The organism is Hartmannibacter diazotrophicus, from assembly GCF_900231165.1.
GTDB lineage: Bacteria > Pseudomonadota > Alphaproteobacteria > Rhizobiales > Pleomorphomonadaceae > Hartmannibacter > Hartmannibacter diazotrophicus.
Map to the genome: position 1 here is coordinate 3,147,198 of NZ_LT960614.1, position 14,291 is coordinate 3,161,488.

A 14,291-nucleotide genomic window follows, 5' to 3' on the forward strand; every position below is an offset into this window, starting at 1 on the left:
CCCTGACGCCGCCCGTCCGGCTGCTTATTCCGCCGCCTCGGCCTTCAGCGTCGGATAGTCGGTGTAGCCCTTCTCGGTGCCGCCGTAGAAGGTGGAGGTGTCTGGCTCGTTCCAGGGTGCGTCGAGCTTGATCCGCGACACGAGATCGGGATTGGCGATATAGGCCCGGCCGAATGCGATGGCATCGGCATGCCCCTTGCTCACCGACTCGATGGCGAGTTCCCGCGAAAAGCCGTTGTTGGCGATGTAGACGCCGCCGAAGGCCGCCTTCAGCGCGGCATAGTCGAAGGGGATCGTGTCGCGGCCGCCGCGGGTCTCGCCCTCGATCACGTGGATATAGGCAATCCCGCGCTTGGCCAGTTCCTTCGCCACATAGCCGAACAGAGCCTGCGGATCGCTGTCGAGCCCGCCGTCGTTGGCAGGCGTCACCGGCGACAGGCGCACGCCGACACGGCCCTTGCCAAGAACGCCGACAACCGCATCGACGACTTCGAGCAACAGGCGCGCGCGGTTCTCGATCGGGCCGCCATAGGCGTCCGACCGCTTGTTGGTGGAATCGCGCAGGAACTGTTCGATGAGGTAGTTGTTGGCCGCATGGACCTCGACGGCGTCGAAGCCGGCCGCCTTGGCGTTTTGTGCCGCCCGCACATAGTCGGCGACGATGCCAGGAAGCTCGCCGATATCGAGCGCGCGCGGCTCGCTGACCTCGGCCATGCCGCCTTCGATCAGCGTCCGGCCGTTGGCCTTGATGGCCGAGGGCGCAACGGGAGCGGCGCCATCCTTCTGCAGGCTCACATGCGAAATGCGGCCCACATGCCAGAGCTGGATCGCCATCTTGCCGCCGGCCGCATGGACGGCGTCGGTCACCTTGCGCCAGCCGGCAACCTGCTCGGACGAAAAGATGCCGGGCGTCCAGATGTAGCCCTGACCCTGCTGCGAGATCTGCGAGGCCTCGGTGATCAGGAGGCCCGCATCGGCGCGCTTCACGTAATACTGGACGTTGAGATCGTTCGGCGCGTTGGTGCCGCGCGTCGCGCGGTTGCGCGTCAGCGGCGCCATCACGATCCGGTTGGCAAGTGTCAGGTCGCCAACCGCAAGCGGCTGGAACAGCACGGAAACGTCGGAAGTCATGGGAGGATATCCTTCGGAAGTTAAAGCGCGTTCCGAAAAGTGGGAAATGGTTTTCGGATCAAGACGCGCGACAACACAAAAGCCCGAAGCACGTCGCATGAAGACGACTGACTGCAACGCGCTCTAGGGCTGGGAGAAGCCGTTCGTGGGAGGCGAACGGCAGGCCGACGGTTCCGGGTCTGGGTTATCTCAGGCCCATTCACCGCCGCGCATGACAGGAACGCGCGAGCCGTCAGGCTTGATCCCGTCGATGTCGATCTTGTCGGAGCCGATCATCCAGTCGATGTGGATGAGCGAGGAGTTGCCGCCCTGCGCCGCGATCTGCTCCTTGCTGAGCGAGGCGCCGTCGAGGAAGCACTTCGAGTAGCACTGGCCAAGCGCGATATGGCTCGCGGCATTCTCGTCGAAGAGGGTGTTGTAGAAGAGCAGGCCGCTCTGCGAGATCGGCGAGGAATGCGGCACCAGCGCCACTTCGCCAAGCCGCCGGGCGCCCTCGTCCGTGTCGAGCACCTTGTTGAGCACCGCCTCGCCCTTGGAGGCCTTCGCCTCGACGATCCGGCCGCCCTCGAAGCGGACCTGAATGTTGTCGATCAGGGTGCCCTGATGCGACAGCGGCTTGGTGCTGGACACTGTCCCTTCGACGCGCATGGCATGCGGCGTCGTGAACACCTCTTCGGTCGGAATGTTCGGATTGCAGGTGATGCCATTCTTGGCGGTCGACTCGCCGCCGAACCATTCATGCCCGTCGGCAAGGCCGAGGGTCAGGTCCGTGCCAGGGCCGGAATACTGGAGCGCCGAGAAGCGGTGGTCGTTGAGCCAGGCGGACCGCTTGGCAAGTTCCGCGTTGTGCCCGGTCCAGGCGGCGACCGGATCGGCGACATCGACGCGGGACGCGGCGAAGATCGCGTCCGCCAGCGTCTTCACCGCCTCTTCCTCGGGAAGGTCGGGAAACATCTGCTTGGCCCAGGACGGGTTCGGATAGGAGACGATGTTCCAGTTGATGTCGAAGCCGGCGATCTTCTCCAGCGCCGGCTTGTAGGCGAGAGACATGGCCTTGTTGGCCCGTGCGACCTTGGTCGGATCCTGCTCCGACAGGAGCATCGGGTTGTCGCCGGAAATGGCGAGACGCGCCGCATTGTCCGAATAGGCCTTCGCCATGCCCTCGTAGAGCCAGCCGGCGGCCTTGTCGAAACTGTCGTCGCTGGCAAAGGCAAAACGCGCCAGCGCCATCTCCTCGTCGGAGAAGAAGGTCGTCACGAGGCCGGCGCCGGCCATGTAGGCATGCTTGGTGATCAGCCTTGCCAGAGGCAGCGCATTGACCGGGGCGGTCATGACCAGATCCTGCCCCTTCTGCAGCCTCAAGCCCACCTTGACCGCGACCTCGGCGAGCTTGTCCAGCTTGGCAGGATCGATGGCGTTCTTGAAGTCAGGCATGAAGGTCATGGGAAAGCCTTGCTCTGTCGCAGATGCGTCGTCGGAAGATAGGCAACCCTACGATCGAATCGAAGGGGCGCCGTGCGAAATCCCGTCACGATTTGTTGACGGGATTTCGTCGAGGAAAATCGGGAAATGAACGAGCGTCAAGTCTCTGGGGAGACGCGCCGAAATCAGGCCGCGGCCATCAAGGCGGTGTCGCCCCGGAACTGGGCGCGAACTTCCGTGAGGAAGGCTTCAAGTGGCGCGGATCTGTTCCCGGGCCGGGCCATGATGCCAAGCCCCTCGCTGCCCAGCGGATAGAGCGCATCGAGGTCGTCGAGCACCCTGAGACCGGGCTTCAGATACCAACGAGGCCCGATGGTGATGCCCAGCCCGTCTCGCACGGCCGCAAAGAGCAGAGGCGAATTGGACGTCGTGAAGGCCACCCGCCAGGGGCGCCCGGCTGCCGAGAGAGCCGCCTCCGCCTTGGATCGCCACGCGCAGCCCTCCGACCACATCACCAACGGCATCTTTTCTTCCTGGTGGCGGCTGTACTGATCCGACCCGATCCAGTGCAGCTTGTCGGTCCGCAGTGTTTCGACGTCGCCCCCGCCACGGCTCGTCGCGATCAGCATCGCGTCGAAGGAATTCCTGTCCCGCCGCTTCAGGAGCCCCGAGGTGTCGTCCGTGAGCACCTCCACCTCGACCGCCGGATGCGTGGCGGCAAAGCGCGACAGCACGGGGATGAGAAAGGCCTGGGCATAGTCGTCGCTGGTGCCGATGCGGATGAAACCGGAGACATCCGGCGGATGGAAGGCCCGCAGCGTCTCGTCGTTGAGATGCACCATCTGGCGTGCGAATTCGAGCAGCCGCAGGCCCGACGGCGTCAAAGTGTTCCGTCGCCCGTTCTTCTCGAACAGGCTGACGTTCAAGACCTCCTCCAGCCGCTTCATCTGGGCCGAGACGGTCGACTGCGTCTTGTTCACCCGCTCCGCCGCCGCGCCATAGCTGCCGGTTTCGGAGATGGCGAGAAAACTGCGCAGGAAATCTGGGTCGAGCGAGAGCAACATCGTGCACCTCCATTTGCATCGAATTTCTCGATATGAATATCAAAAAACATTCGTTTGTTCAATGAATGAAAATCGGCGATTGTCAGCATCAACAATGGGGCGTCACCAAAATTGTCTCCCCAACTGCCTGGAGCAATTGACATTTCACGAACCTGGCAGACGAAGTTGTTTGCCCTTTGTCTCTGGAAGGAGAGAAAGCCATGTCCGCTCAGATCTATCAGTTCACCCATCATCGCCCGCATGTCTCTGCCTGGAAGCAGTTCACCGACATGCTGCGGCAGAGCCGTGATCGCCGCGTCGCGCTGGCCCGGCGCCGGCGGGTCCTGCAGGACCTTGCGCTGCGTCCGACCTGGCAGCTGGAAGACATGGGTCTGACGCGCGAGGAAATTCACTCCGCCCTCAGCCGGGACGAGTCGATCCTTCGCCTCAGCGACGAGCAGGCCCTGCGCTGGTTCTTCCGCTAGGTGCGAACAGGCCGGACATCCGGAACAGTCGGAAAATGAAAAAGGCGGACCCTTGAGCCCGCCTCTTTGTTTTCGGTCCCGGAAACGGAGGTCTCTCAGGCCTTGAGCAGATCCGCCAGCGCCAGCGCAACGACCTCCGTTGCCGCGCGAAGGTCCGAGATCTCCAGATGCTCGTCGGCCGAATGGGCATTGGCCTCCAGGATCGAGCGCGGGCCCGCACCGTAGAGGATCGTCGGAATGCCTGCCGCCGCATAGTGGCGGGCATCGGTGTAGAGCGGAACGCCCGTCGGCCCCACCTCGACGCCCAGCACGTCCGTCGCGTGCTTTGCGACAGCCGCGACGAGCTTGTCGACGCCCTCGATGGGACGCAGCGGCTCGGCCAGCATGATGCGCCGGCATTCCACTTCGAGCCCCTCGATCTTCGGCGCCGCCGTCTCGATGAGGTTGATCAGTGCCGTCTCGACCTCAGCCCCGTTTTCTTCCGGAATCAGGCGGCGATCGAGCCGCATCACGACCCGGTCCGGAACGACGTTGGTGTTGATGCCGCCGGAAATGAGCCCGACGGTCAGCTTCGGCGAACCGATGCCCTTCTGCCCGCTGACGGTGACATTGAGGCGATGGCGTTCGGCATAGAGCGCGGCGAGGATCGGGGTCGCGGCCTCCAGCGCATCGACGCCGGATTCTGGCATCGCCGCATGCGCTTGCTGCCCGCGCACGACCACCTCCAGATGGAGGCATCCGTTGTGGGCGGTCGTGATCGCGTAGGAAAAGCCGGCAGAGAAGGCATAGTCCGGCTTGGAAAGCTCGTGCTCCAGCAGCCACTTGGGGCCGACGAAGCCGCCCGCCTCCTCGTCATAGGTCAGATGCAGTTCGATGGTGCCGTTGAGGGGCAGATCGCTGGCCATCAGCGCCTTGAGCGCAAAGGCATAGGTCGCGAAATCCGACTTCGACACGGCAACACCGCGCCCGTAGATCGCCCCGTTGCGGATTTCCGCGCCATAGGGATCGGCCGTCCAGCCCTCGCCGGGCGGCACGACGTCGCCGTGTGCGTTGAGCGCGATCACGGGACCGGTCCCCTCACCGAAGCTTTGCCGGACGATGAGGTTGGTGACGCTCTTCATGCCGTTCTGGATGACGAAGGGCTCGGGAACGGGGTGACGCTCGACCGTGAAGCCCATCTCCTCCAGAAGTTCAGCCGCCTTCTCCGCATGCGGGTCGCAGTCGCCCGGAGGATTGTCGCTCGGCACCCGGACCAGTTCCTGCAGAAAGGCCACCTCGTCGTCGAAGGCGGCATCGATCAGCGATTTCATGAGTCTCCTCCAAAGTGGCCGGCAAGATGCTCGATGGCACCCACCAGGGCCTCGACCGCTAGCCCCAGATCATCGGGCTCGGCAAATTCTTTCGGGTTGTGGCTGATGCCGCCACGGCAGCGCACGAACAGCATCCCGACATCGGTGAGATGCTGGACCGCATGACCGTCGTGGCCAGCCCCGGACGTCAGCCGCAGGACCGGCAGGCCAAGCCTTTCGATACCGGACGCAAAACCGTCCTGCAGATGAGTGGCGCATGGGGTCGTCTGGCTCTCGTGGTAGCTCTCGATCATCACGGCGACATGGCGGCGCTCGGCGATCTCCCGGGCGGCGGTGCGAATGGCGGCGATGGCATCGAGGCGCGGCTGATCGGTCGCAGCGCGCACATCCAGCGAGAAATCGACGCGGGCCGGAACGACGTTGACGGCGCCCGGTGAGACGATCAACTGGCCGACGGTCGCGACCAGGCTGTGCTCGCGTCCCTCGCGGGCGAACCGCTCGATCTCGCCCATGATTTCGGCGCTGGCGGCAAGCGCATCGCGGCGAAGGCCCATCGGCGATGTGCCGGCATGGCCGGCCTCGCCGAGCACGATGCATTTGAAACGGGTCTGGCCGGCGATCGAGGTGACGACGCCGAGCGGCAGCTTTTCATGCTCCAGCACCGGCCCCTGCTCGATGTGGACCTCCAGATAGCCGAGCACCTCGTCCCGGTCGTAGGCGGCCTCGTCGATCTTGTCCGGGTCGCAGCCGAAATCCATGAGCGCCTTGCGGACGCTGACGCCGTCTCTGTCCGACTTCAGCAGCATTTCAGCCGTGATCGTGCCGGCAATGGCGGAGGAAGACAGAAGCGTCGTCGGAAACCGCACGCCCTCCTCGTCACCGAAGGCGAGGACGTCGATCCCGAAGGGCAGCTTGATGCCCCGCCGCCGGATTTCATCCACCGCCAGGATACCGATCACGACGCCGGCCGTTCCGTCGTAGCTGCCGGCATTGGTGACGGTATCGATATGCGAGCCGATCAGCAGGCGTCGGCCGGCATTCGGTCCCGGCGACGTGGCGTCGAGCGAGCCGCGCACGGTCCCCAGCGCATCCATCGACGTCTTGAGGCCGGCGGTGCGCATCCAATCGCCGACGAAATCGGCCGCCCGCCGGTGCGACGGCGAGAGATAGAGCCGCGTCAGATGGGTGGGATCGTCGGAGATACTGCCGAGAACGACCAGAAGACTCTGCGCCCGCACACCGAGTTCGTGCGGACTGGAAGGCTCGAGGGAATTTGGATCCGGAGGGCTCACGGCAGGACGCGATCTTCTATGCGAAAACGAATGATCCGGCCAATCTGCGCCAGTGCCGTCTCGCGTTCGGCGACAGGATCATTTTGGACACGGACCTGAAACTCGCGAAGGATGATCTCCTTCGTGGCGCCCTTGACGGCAAGAATGAACGGAAAACCGAACCGCTTCTTGTAACTGTCGTTGAGACGCTGAAAGGTCTCGTACTCGCTCTCGGTCAGCCGATCAAGGCCCACGCCGGCCTGTTCGCGCCGGGAGTCCTCGGCGATCTCACCGGCGATGGCAGCCTTGCCGGCAAGATCCGGATGGGCGCGAATGAGAGCAAGCCGGGCTTCGAGCGGCGCCTTTCCGATCGCGTCCGTCATGGCTTGGATCATCGCCTCCCGGTCCGCAAAGGGGCGTCCGGCCATCGCCTGTCGCGCGACCCAGGGCGAATGTTCCGCGACGTCGCCGAACATCGCCATGAACCGGCCCTCCGGCAGGCCGTTGACGCCCTCGATACTGAGCGGGTCGCTGCTCATTGCGCGGCAATCCACGCGCCAAGCTGCTGGCGCTCTTCCTCTGTCATGCCCGTCTCGTTGCCGAGCGGCATGGTGTTGGACTTGACCGCCTGCATCTCGACCACCGGCCCAAACTGCCTGAGCTTGTCGACGGAGGTCAGCACGACGCCCTTCGGCGGCTCGTCAAAGCCCTCATGCGCCGGATGATCGGCATGGCACATGACGCAGTGCTTGCCGACGATGGTCATCACCTCGGTATCGGAGACCTCCATGCCGGCAACGGCCGGATCCGTGCGCGGCGCCGTCATGACGATGGCGATCATGAGACCGATCGCCGCGACCGGGAGCGTCCAGCCGATCTCCTTGAAATGATCGCCCGCCTCATGCCGGTTGATGAAATGACGCACCATGGCGCCGATAATCAGGATCAGCGCGACGATCAGCCAGGAATTGGAGTGGCCCGTCAGCAGCGGATAGTGGTTGGACACCATCATCAGCAGGACCGGCAGCGTCAGGTAGTTGTTGTGAACCGAGCGCTGCTTGCCGATCTTGCCGTATTTGCCGTCCGGCTCCTCGCCCTTCATCAGCGCACCGACGATCTTGCGCTGGTTCGGCACGATGATCATGAAGACGTTGCAGGCCATGATCGTGCCGACCAGTGCGCCGACGTGGATGAAGGCGCCGCGGCCGGAAAAGACGTGGGTGAAGCCATAGGCGGCCCCGACGATGCCAACGAAGACGATCGTCGCCAGAAGCGGCGTGTTCTGCCCGATCCTCGAGCGGCAAAGCCAGTCATAGAGGAACCAGCCGCCGACGAGCGACAGAACGGAAATGAGGATCGCCTCGGAGGGCCGCATCGGCAGGATCGACTGGTCGATGAGATAGGCCGAGGCGTTGAAATAATACTGGGTGATCAGAAGGCCGAAGCCCGTGACCCAGGTGAGATAGGCGTCCCACTTGAACCACTGCAGGTCCTCGGGCAGGAACTCCGGCGCGACCGTGAATTTCTCCACGTGATAGAAGCCGCCGCCGTGCACCTGCCAGGCGGTGCCGAAAACGCCCGGCGTCATCTTCTCCCGGGCGCGCAGCGAAAGATCGAGGGCGATGAAATAGAAGGATGTTCCGATCCACGTGATGCCGACCACCAGATGCGCCCAACGCAGAAGAATATTGAGCCAGTCGGCAATGAATGTGGACATCGGGTCTCCTTGAAACGCTGGCTTGGCCGGAGGGTCCGGCTCCGGAAAATTCATTGATTGCGCAAGAAAGCGGGCATTGCCGCAGGCAGGATCCCCGCGGCGTCAACCGCGGAGATCCAAGCATCATCCGTGCCGGATGGATTTACTGGGGCAGCTTGTCGTCGATGCCCTTGATGTACCAGTTCATGCCGAGCAGGTCCTTGTCGGCCATGACCTCGCCGTCCTTGAGCACGAGCTCGCCGGCCTGGTTGTAGATCGGTCCGGTGAAGGGATGCAGTTCGCCGGACGCGATCTTCTTCTCGGTCTCTTCGGCCATCGCCTTCACGTCGTCGGGCATGTTGGTGTAGTCGGCCATGTGAACGGCGCCTTCCTTGATGCCGTCCCACGTGTCCGTCGCCTTCCAGGTGCCGTCGAGGGCCTCCTTCACGCGGCTGATGTAATAGGGACCCCAGTCGTCGACGATCGAGGTGAGCTGCGCCTTCGGGGCGAACTTGATCATGTCGGACGACTGGCCGAAGCCCAGTAGGCCGCGCTCCTCGGCCACCTGCAGGGCGGCGGTGGAATCGGTGTGCTGGGTGATGATGTCGGCGCCCTGGTCGAACAGCGCCTTGGCCGCGTCCGCTTCCTTGCCCGGATCGAACCAGGAATTGACCCAGATGATCTTGACCTTGAAGTCGGGATTGACGCTCTGCGCGCCGAGCATGAAGGCGTTGATGCCCATCACGACTTCCGGGATCGGGAAGGAGACGATGTAGCCGGCCGTGCCGGACTTCGACATCTTCGCCGCGATCTGGCCGATGATGTAACGGCCCTCATAGAAGCGGGCGTTATAGATCGCCATGTTGTCGGCCATCTTGTAGCCGGTCGCATGCTCGAACTTCACGTCCGGGTGCTTCTTGGCAACCTTCAGCTCCGGGTCCATGAAGCCGAAGGAGGTGCCGAAGATGAGGCCGCAGCCCTCGCGGGCGAAGCGCTCGAAGACGCGCTCGGCGTCAGGGCCTTCGGCGACATTCTCCACATAGGCCGTCTCGACCTTGTCGCCGAATTCCTTCTCCACCGACAGGCGCCCCTGGTCGTGCTGGTAGGAATAGCCGAAGTCACCGATCGGGCCGGTGTAGACCCAGCAAGCCTTGAGATCGGCCGCAAGGGCCGACGAGGCGACGGTCACAGCGAGGGCCGCCGTGCCGGCCAGAAGAAGCAGCTTTTTCATCTGATACGCTCCCTTGAGAAACGGTCTTCAAGTCACAATTGCGATCCGGAAATTGCTGGCCGGTGCGGATCGCTACGCACCAGCAGACTGTGATCCGGGCGCGTCAGCGGTCCGGAACGAAAGGCGTGCCGAGGCAGGCCGGCGTGTTGAAACGTGTCGCCCGCGTGTTGCGCGAGATCGCCACGAGAACGACGATCGTCGCAAGATACGGCAGCATCGACATGAACTGCGAAGGCACCCCAAGCCCGAGCGGCTGGGCATAGAGCTGCAGGATCGAGACGCCGCCGAAGAGATAGGCGCCGATCACGAGCCGGCCCGGCAGCCACGAGGAAAAGACGACCAGCGCCAGCGCGATCCAGCCGCGGCCGGCGGACATGTTCTCCACCCAGAGCGGCGTATAGGCCGTCGACAGATACGCCCCGCCAAGGCCCGCGCACGCACCGCCGAACATGACCGCGAGATAGCGCACCTTGATCACCGAGTAGCCCAGCGCATGCGCCGAGGTGTGGTTGTCGCCGACCGAGCGCAGGATCAGGCCGGCCCGCGTGCGGAACAGGAACCAGTTCACCCCAATGACGAGGGCAAAGGAGAGGTAGACGAGCACGTCCTGCCCGAAGATCAGCTTGCCGACGACGGGAAGGTCCGTGAGCACGGGAATGTCGAGGCCCGGCAGCTTGACGCCCGGCTGGCCGACATAGGATTCGCCGATCAGGCCCGAAAGGCCGAGGCCGAAGAGCGTCAGGGCAAGACCGCTCGCCACCTGGTTGGCGACCAGCGTCAGGGTCACGAAGGCGAAGACGAGGCTCGTCGCGACGCCCGCCATCATGCCCAGCAGAACTCCGACGAGCGGGCTTCCCGTGGTGACCGCCCCGGCGAACCCCGCGACGGCGCCCATCACCATCATGCCCTCGACACCGAGGTTGAGGACACCGGAACGCTCCGTCACGAGTTCGCCGACGGAGGCGAGCAGCAGCGGCGTTGCCGCCGTGATGACCGTCAGCAGGAAGGGGGTGATGTCAAGCATGAGCGGTCTCCCCGCTGGCACGCGGACGGGTGAAGCGCACGCGGTAGAGAATGAAGGTGTCGCAGGCGAGAACGAAGAAGAGCAGCATGCCCTGCAGCACCGTCGCCACCTTCGAGGAAATCTGCATCGACGTCTGGATCGCCTCACCGCCGAGATAGGAGATCGCGATCACGAAGCCGGCGATCAGGATGCCGACCGGATTAAGCCGGCCGAGGAAGGCGACGATGATCGCCGTGAAGCCGTAGCCGGGCGAGATGACCGGCTGCAGCTTCTGGAGTTCGCTCATCACCACCATCATGCCGGCAAGACCGGCCAGCGCCCCGGACACAGCAAAGGTGAAGAGCGTCATTTTTTTCGACGAGAAACCGGCGAAGGCCCCTGCCCTCGGGCTCTGGCCGAGGACGCGGATTTCGAAGCCCTTGAGCGTCATCTTCAGGAGCACGGCGAGCACGGCCACGGCGATGAGGGCGATCAGCGCCGAGGCGTTGAGATAGACGCCGCCGATGTCATAGGAATTGAGGACGGCCGCCTCGTTGAAATCGACCGTGATCGGGAAGTTGTAGCCCGTCGGCGAGCGCCATGGCCCGCGCACCAGCCAGTCGAGAAAGTAGGTCGAACAGTAGACGAGCATCAGGCTCGTCAGGATCTCGTTGGTGCCGAATTTGACCTTGAGGCCCGCCGGGATCATTGCGTAGGCCGCGCCGCCCGCCGCCGCCATGATCAGCATCAGCGGGAAGACGATGGGGCTGGCGAAATCCGGCGCCAGCACCGGCAGCATGGACCCGACGATCGCCCCCATCGTGAGCTGACCCTCGGCGCCGATGTTCCAGTTGTTGGAGAGGTAGCAGAGCGACAGCCCGAGCGCGACGAGGACGAGCGGCGTCGCCTTGGTGACGAGTTGCTCCAGTCCCCAGAGCGAGGAAATCGGCTCCAGGAAAAAATAGTAGATGCCGAGAACGGGATTTTGGCCCTGCAGCGCGAAGACGATGGCTGCGGCGATGACCGTCAGTCCCACCGCGATCAGCGGCGAGAGCAGCATCATCTTTCGGCTCATTTCCGGCCGTTTGACGAGTTCCATCCGGACCATCAGACCCGCGCCTCCTCTTTTTCCGCTCCGCCGGCCATCAGGAGGCCGATGGTTTCGCGCGTCATCTCGCCGGCCGGCTTGGGCGCGGAGAGATAGCCGCGCGAGATCACCGCGATGCGGTCCGCAACCTCGAAGATCTCGTCGAGATCCTGGCTGATGACGAGAACCGCCGAGCCGCTGCGCGCCAGATCGATCAGCGACTGGCGGATGACCGCCGCAGCGCCCGCGTCGACACCCCAGGTCGGCTGCGAGACGACGAGAACGCCGGGCTTGCGGTCGACCTCGCGTCCGACGACGAATTTCTGCAGGTTGCCGCCGGAAAGCGCCCGCGCCTCCGGATCCGGCACGCCCTTGCGCACGTCGAAGCGATCGGTGACGGCCCCGACGATCTCGATCGCACGGGCGATCTTCATCAGGCCGGTCACGACGAGCCCGTCCTTGGTGGAATGGCGCGTCAGGACCACATTGTCGGAAAGCGGCATGCCCGGAACCGCGCCATGGCCAAGCCGCTCCTCCGGCACGAAGGCCGCGCCGCGCTTGCGCCGGTCGTTGACCCCGAGCGTGCCGACCGGCTCGCCGTCGATCACCACCGAACCGCCGTTGAGGGTACGAACCTCGCCGGAAATCGCGTCGAAAAGCTCGCCCTGGCCGTTGCCGGCAACACCCGCGATGGCGATGATCTCGCCGGCGCAGACTTCCAGGTTGATCCGGTTGAGCGAGACGCCGAAATGATCCTTGGCCGGGATATCGAGATTGACGAGGGCAAGGCGCGGGTTGCCGCGCTCGGAGGTCGTCCGGCTCACCTCGGAAATCTCGCTGCCGACCATCATCCGGGCGAGCGAGGCCACCGTCTCCTTGGTCGGATCGGCATAGCCCACCATCTTGCCCCGGCGCATCACCGTCGCCTTGTGGCAGAGCGCGCGCACTTCCTCGAGCCGATGGGAGATATAGAGGATCGCACAGCCCTCCGAGGCGAGACGCCTCAGCGTCAGGAAGAGCTGGTCGGCCTCCTGCGGCGTCAGCACCGAGGTCGGCTCGTCCATGATGATGAGGTCCGGCGACTGCAACAGGCAGCGCGCGATCTCCACCCGCTGGCGGATGCCGACGGGCAGGTCCGCCACGCGGTCGTCGGCCTTCAGCGGCAGGCCGTATTCGGCGGAGACCTTTTCGATGGCAGCGGATAACTCGGCCATCGGTGTGCCCTTGGGGCTCGCTAGGGCGATATTCTCGGCGACCGTCAGGGCATCGAACAGCGAAAAATGCTGGAAAACCATGCCGATGCCGAGCTTTCTTGCCTCGGCGGGCGAGCCGATCGTCACCGGCTGTCCCTTCCAGATGATCTCGCCGCTGTTGGGCTGCAAAGCGCCGTAGAGGATCTTCACCAGCGTCGACTTGCCGGCGCCGTTTTCACCCAGCAGCGCGTGGATTTCGCCGGGCGCGAGCGACAGGCTGACGTCGTCATTGGCGACGTTGTCGCCAAAGCGTTTCACGATATGGCGGGCCTGAAGGAGCAGACCTCCTTCAGCCGTCGCAGCTCCGGCATCGCCTGTCGCACTCATGCCTGTATCCACCCCCCCAGCCCTCCACCGTCGTCCGGTTTTCAGCCCGCCGCCTTCAGCCTGCCTACCCCATGCGCCGCCTTTGCCATCGCCTCATCGCGGATCAGAAGATCGGCGATCACCGAGGCCGCAATGGCCGCCGGTTCCTTCGAAGTGATCCCGTCGATCCCGACCGGACAGACGAAACTCTCCGCTGTCTCCCTGTCGAGCCCGCCCGCCTTGAGGCGGCTGACGAAACGCGCCCGCTTCGTGTCCGAGCCGATGAGGCCGACATAGGCCGCCCGTCCCTCGCGCAGCGCCGCATCGAGGATCGCCAGATCCAGCGCGTGATCATGCGTCATGATCAGCACGAAGGCGCCCGGCTCGGCGTCCGCGAAGATCGCGTCCGGATCGACCGCATCGACAAGTGTCACACTTGCCGGAACGCGCGGCGGAAACTGCCCCTCGCGCCCATCGACCCATGTGAGGCGGAACATCGGTAGGCTCGCCATCTGCAGCATCAGCGCCCGTCCGACATGACCCGCGCCGAAGAGAATGACCTGCCGGCTCGGCTGGCCAAAATCCTCCACGAGACGGCCATTGTCCCGGAGCACCGCACTCGGGCGGCGCTGGCCGGACGAAAGGATCGTGCGGAAAAGTCCTCCGCCCGCCGACGTCGTGTCGGCCTCGGTCGTCATCCCGCCGGCCTCGGCCTCGGCGAGGCGCTTCACCTCGTCACGCCGGGCCTTCGAAAAGACCTCGACGGCAATGGTCATCGCGCCGCCGCAGCACTGGCCGAGTTCCGGACCGAGCGCGAAGCGATGCAGGAAGAAACGATCCTCGCCACTAGCCGCTGCCGCAGACGCCTCCGCCAGCGCCTCATATTCGAAACGCCCGCCGCCGATGGTGCCGGAAAAGCTGCCGTCCGGCGCCACCACCAGCCGCGTGCCCGCCTCGCGCGGGGTGGACCCGCGCGTTCCGATCACCGTCACCAGGCTTGCGGCCGGGTGGTCATCGAGAAGCGGGAGCAGGCGGGCGAAGGTCGACATCGGA

At 64.5% G+C, this 14,291-nt stretch carries 13 protein-coding genes; 1 reads left to right on the forward strand and 12 read right to left on the reverse strand.

The genetic code is table 11. The features are described from left to right. Positions 1 to 24: 24 nt before the first annotated feature. The 3 genes from HDIA_RS14720 to HDIA_RS14730 form a co-directional block, all read right to left on the reverse strand. On the reverse strand, positions 25 to 1,131 hold the full coding sequence (locus HDIA_RS14720) for an alkene reductase (protein ID WP_099556849.1): 1,107 nt from the start codon (positions 1,129 to 1,131) through the stop codon (positions 25 to 27). A 189-nt stretch (positions 1,132 to 1,320) separates the two neighbouring features. Then, positions 1,321 to 2,574 (reverse strand): aminopeptidase, encoded by a 1,254-nt coding sequence (locus tag HDIA_RS14725; protein ID WP_099556850.1) that lies wholly within the window; start codon positions 2,572 to 2,574, stop codon positions 1,321 to 1,323. A gap of 164 nt (positions 2,575 to 2,738) precedes the next feature. Beyond that, a complete protein-coding gene (locus HDIA_RS14730) occupies positions 2,739 to 3,617 on the reverse strand; it encodes a LysR substrate-binding domain-containing protein (protein ID WP_099556851.1) in 879 nt (292 codons plus the stop codon). Between the two features lie 200 nt (positions 3,618 to 3,817). Between HDIA_RS14730 and HDIA_RS14735 the strand changes: the two genes are divergently transcribed. Beyond that, entirely contained in the window at positions 3,818 to 4,081 is a 264-nt protein-coding gene (locus HDIA_RS14735; protein ID WP_099556852.1) for a hypothetical protein, read from the forward strand. Positions 4,082 to 4,176: 95 nt separating this feature from the next. On the opposite strand, the gene HDIA_RS14740 is transcribed toward HDIA_RS14735, so the two are convergent. From HDIA_RS14740 to xdhC, 9 genes are all read right to left on the reverse strand, one after another. Beyond that, a complete protein-coding gene (locus tag HDIA_RS14740; protein WP_099556853.1) occupies positions 4,177 to 5,391 on the reverse strand; it encodes an ArgE/DapE family deacylase in 1,215 nt (404 codons plus the stop codon). Continuing rightward, entirely contained in the window at positions 5,388 to 6,629 is a 1,242-nt protein-coding gene (locus HDIA_RS14745) for an allantoate amidohydrolase (RefSeq protein ID WP_245883879.1), read from the reverse strand. Before HDIA_RS14745 ends, HDIA_RS14740 begins: the two co-directional genes overlap by 4 nt. A gap of 50 nt (positions 6,630 to 6,679) precedes the next feature. Further along, a complete protein-coding gene (gene uraD, locus HDIA_RS14750) occupies positions 6,680 to 7,201 on the reverse strand; it encodes a 2-oxo-4-hydroxy-4-carboxy-5-ureidoimidazoline decarboxylase (protein WP_099556855.1) in 522 nt (173 codons plus the stop codon). Beyond that, entirely contained in the window at positions 7,198 to 8,379 is a 1,182-nt protein-coding gene (locus HDIA_RS14755) for a urate hydroxylase PuuD (protein WP_099556856.1), read from the reverse strand. The genes uraD and HDIA_RS14755 overlap by 4 nt, the downstream gene beginning before the upstream one ends. Positions 8,380 to 8,521: 142 nt before the next feature. Beyond that, positions 8,522 to 9,589, reverse strand: a complete 1,068-nt coding sequence (locus HDIA_RS14760) for a BMP family ABC transporter substrate-binding protein (protein ID WP_099556857.1) — start codon at positions 9,587 to 9,589, stop codon at positions 8,522 to 8,524. A gap of 103 nt (positions 9,590 to 9,692) precedes the next feature. Continuing rightward, complete coding sequence (locus HDIA_RS14765; protein ID WP_099556858.1) at positions 9,693 to 10,613, reverse strand: ABC transporter permease; 921 nt, start codon at positions 10,611 to 10,613, stop codon at positions 9,693 to 9,695. Then, positions 10,606 to 11,700, reverse strand: a complete 1,095-nt coding sequence (locus tag HDIA_RS14770; RefSeq protein WP_099556859.1) for an ABC transporter permease — start codon at positions 11,698 to 11,700, stop codon at positions 10,606 to 10,608. The genes HDIA_RS14765 and HDIA_RS14770 overlap by 8 nt, the downstream gene beginning before the upstream one ends. Then, a complete protein-coding gene (locus HDIA_RS14775; protein ID WP_099556860.1) occupies positions 11,700 to 13,259 on the reverse strand; it encodes an ABC transporter ATP-binding protein in 1,560 nt (519 codons plus the stop codon). Before HDIA_RS14775 ends, HDIA_RS14770 begins: the two co-directional genes overlap by 1 nt. A gap of 41 nt (positions 13,260 to 13,300) precedes the next feature. Then, positions 13,301 to 14,287, reverse strand: a complete 987-nt coding sequence (gene xdhC / locus HDIA_RS14780; RefSeq protein WP_099556861.1) for a xanthine dehydrogenase accessory protein XdhC — start codon at positions 14,285 to 14,287, stop codon at positions 13,301 to 13,303. Positions 14,288 to 14,291 lie beyond the last annotated feature (4 nt).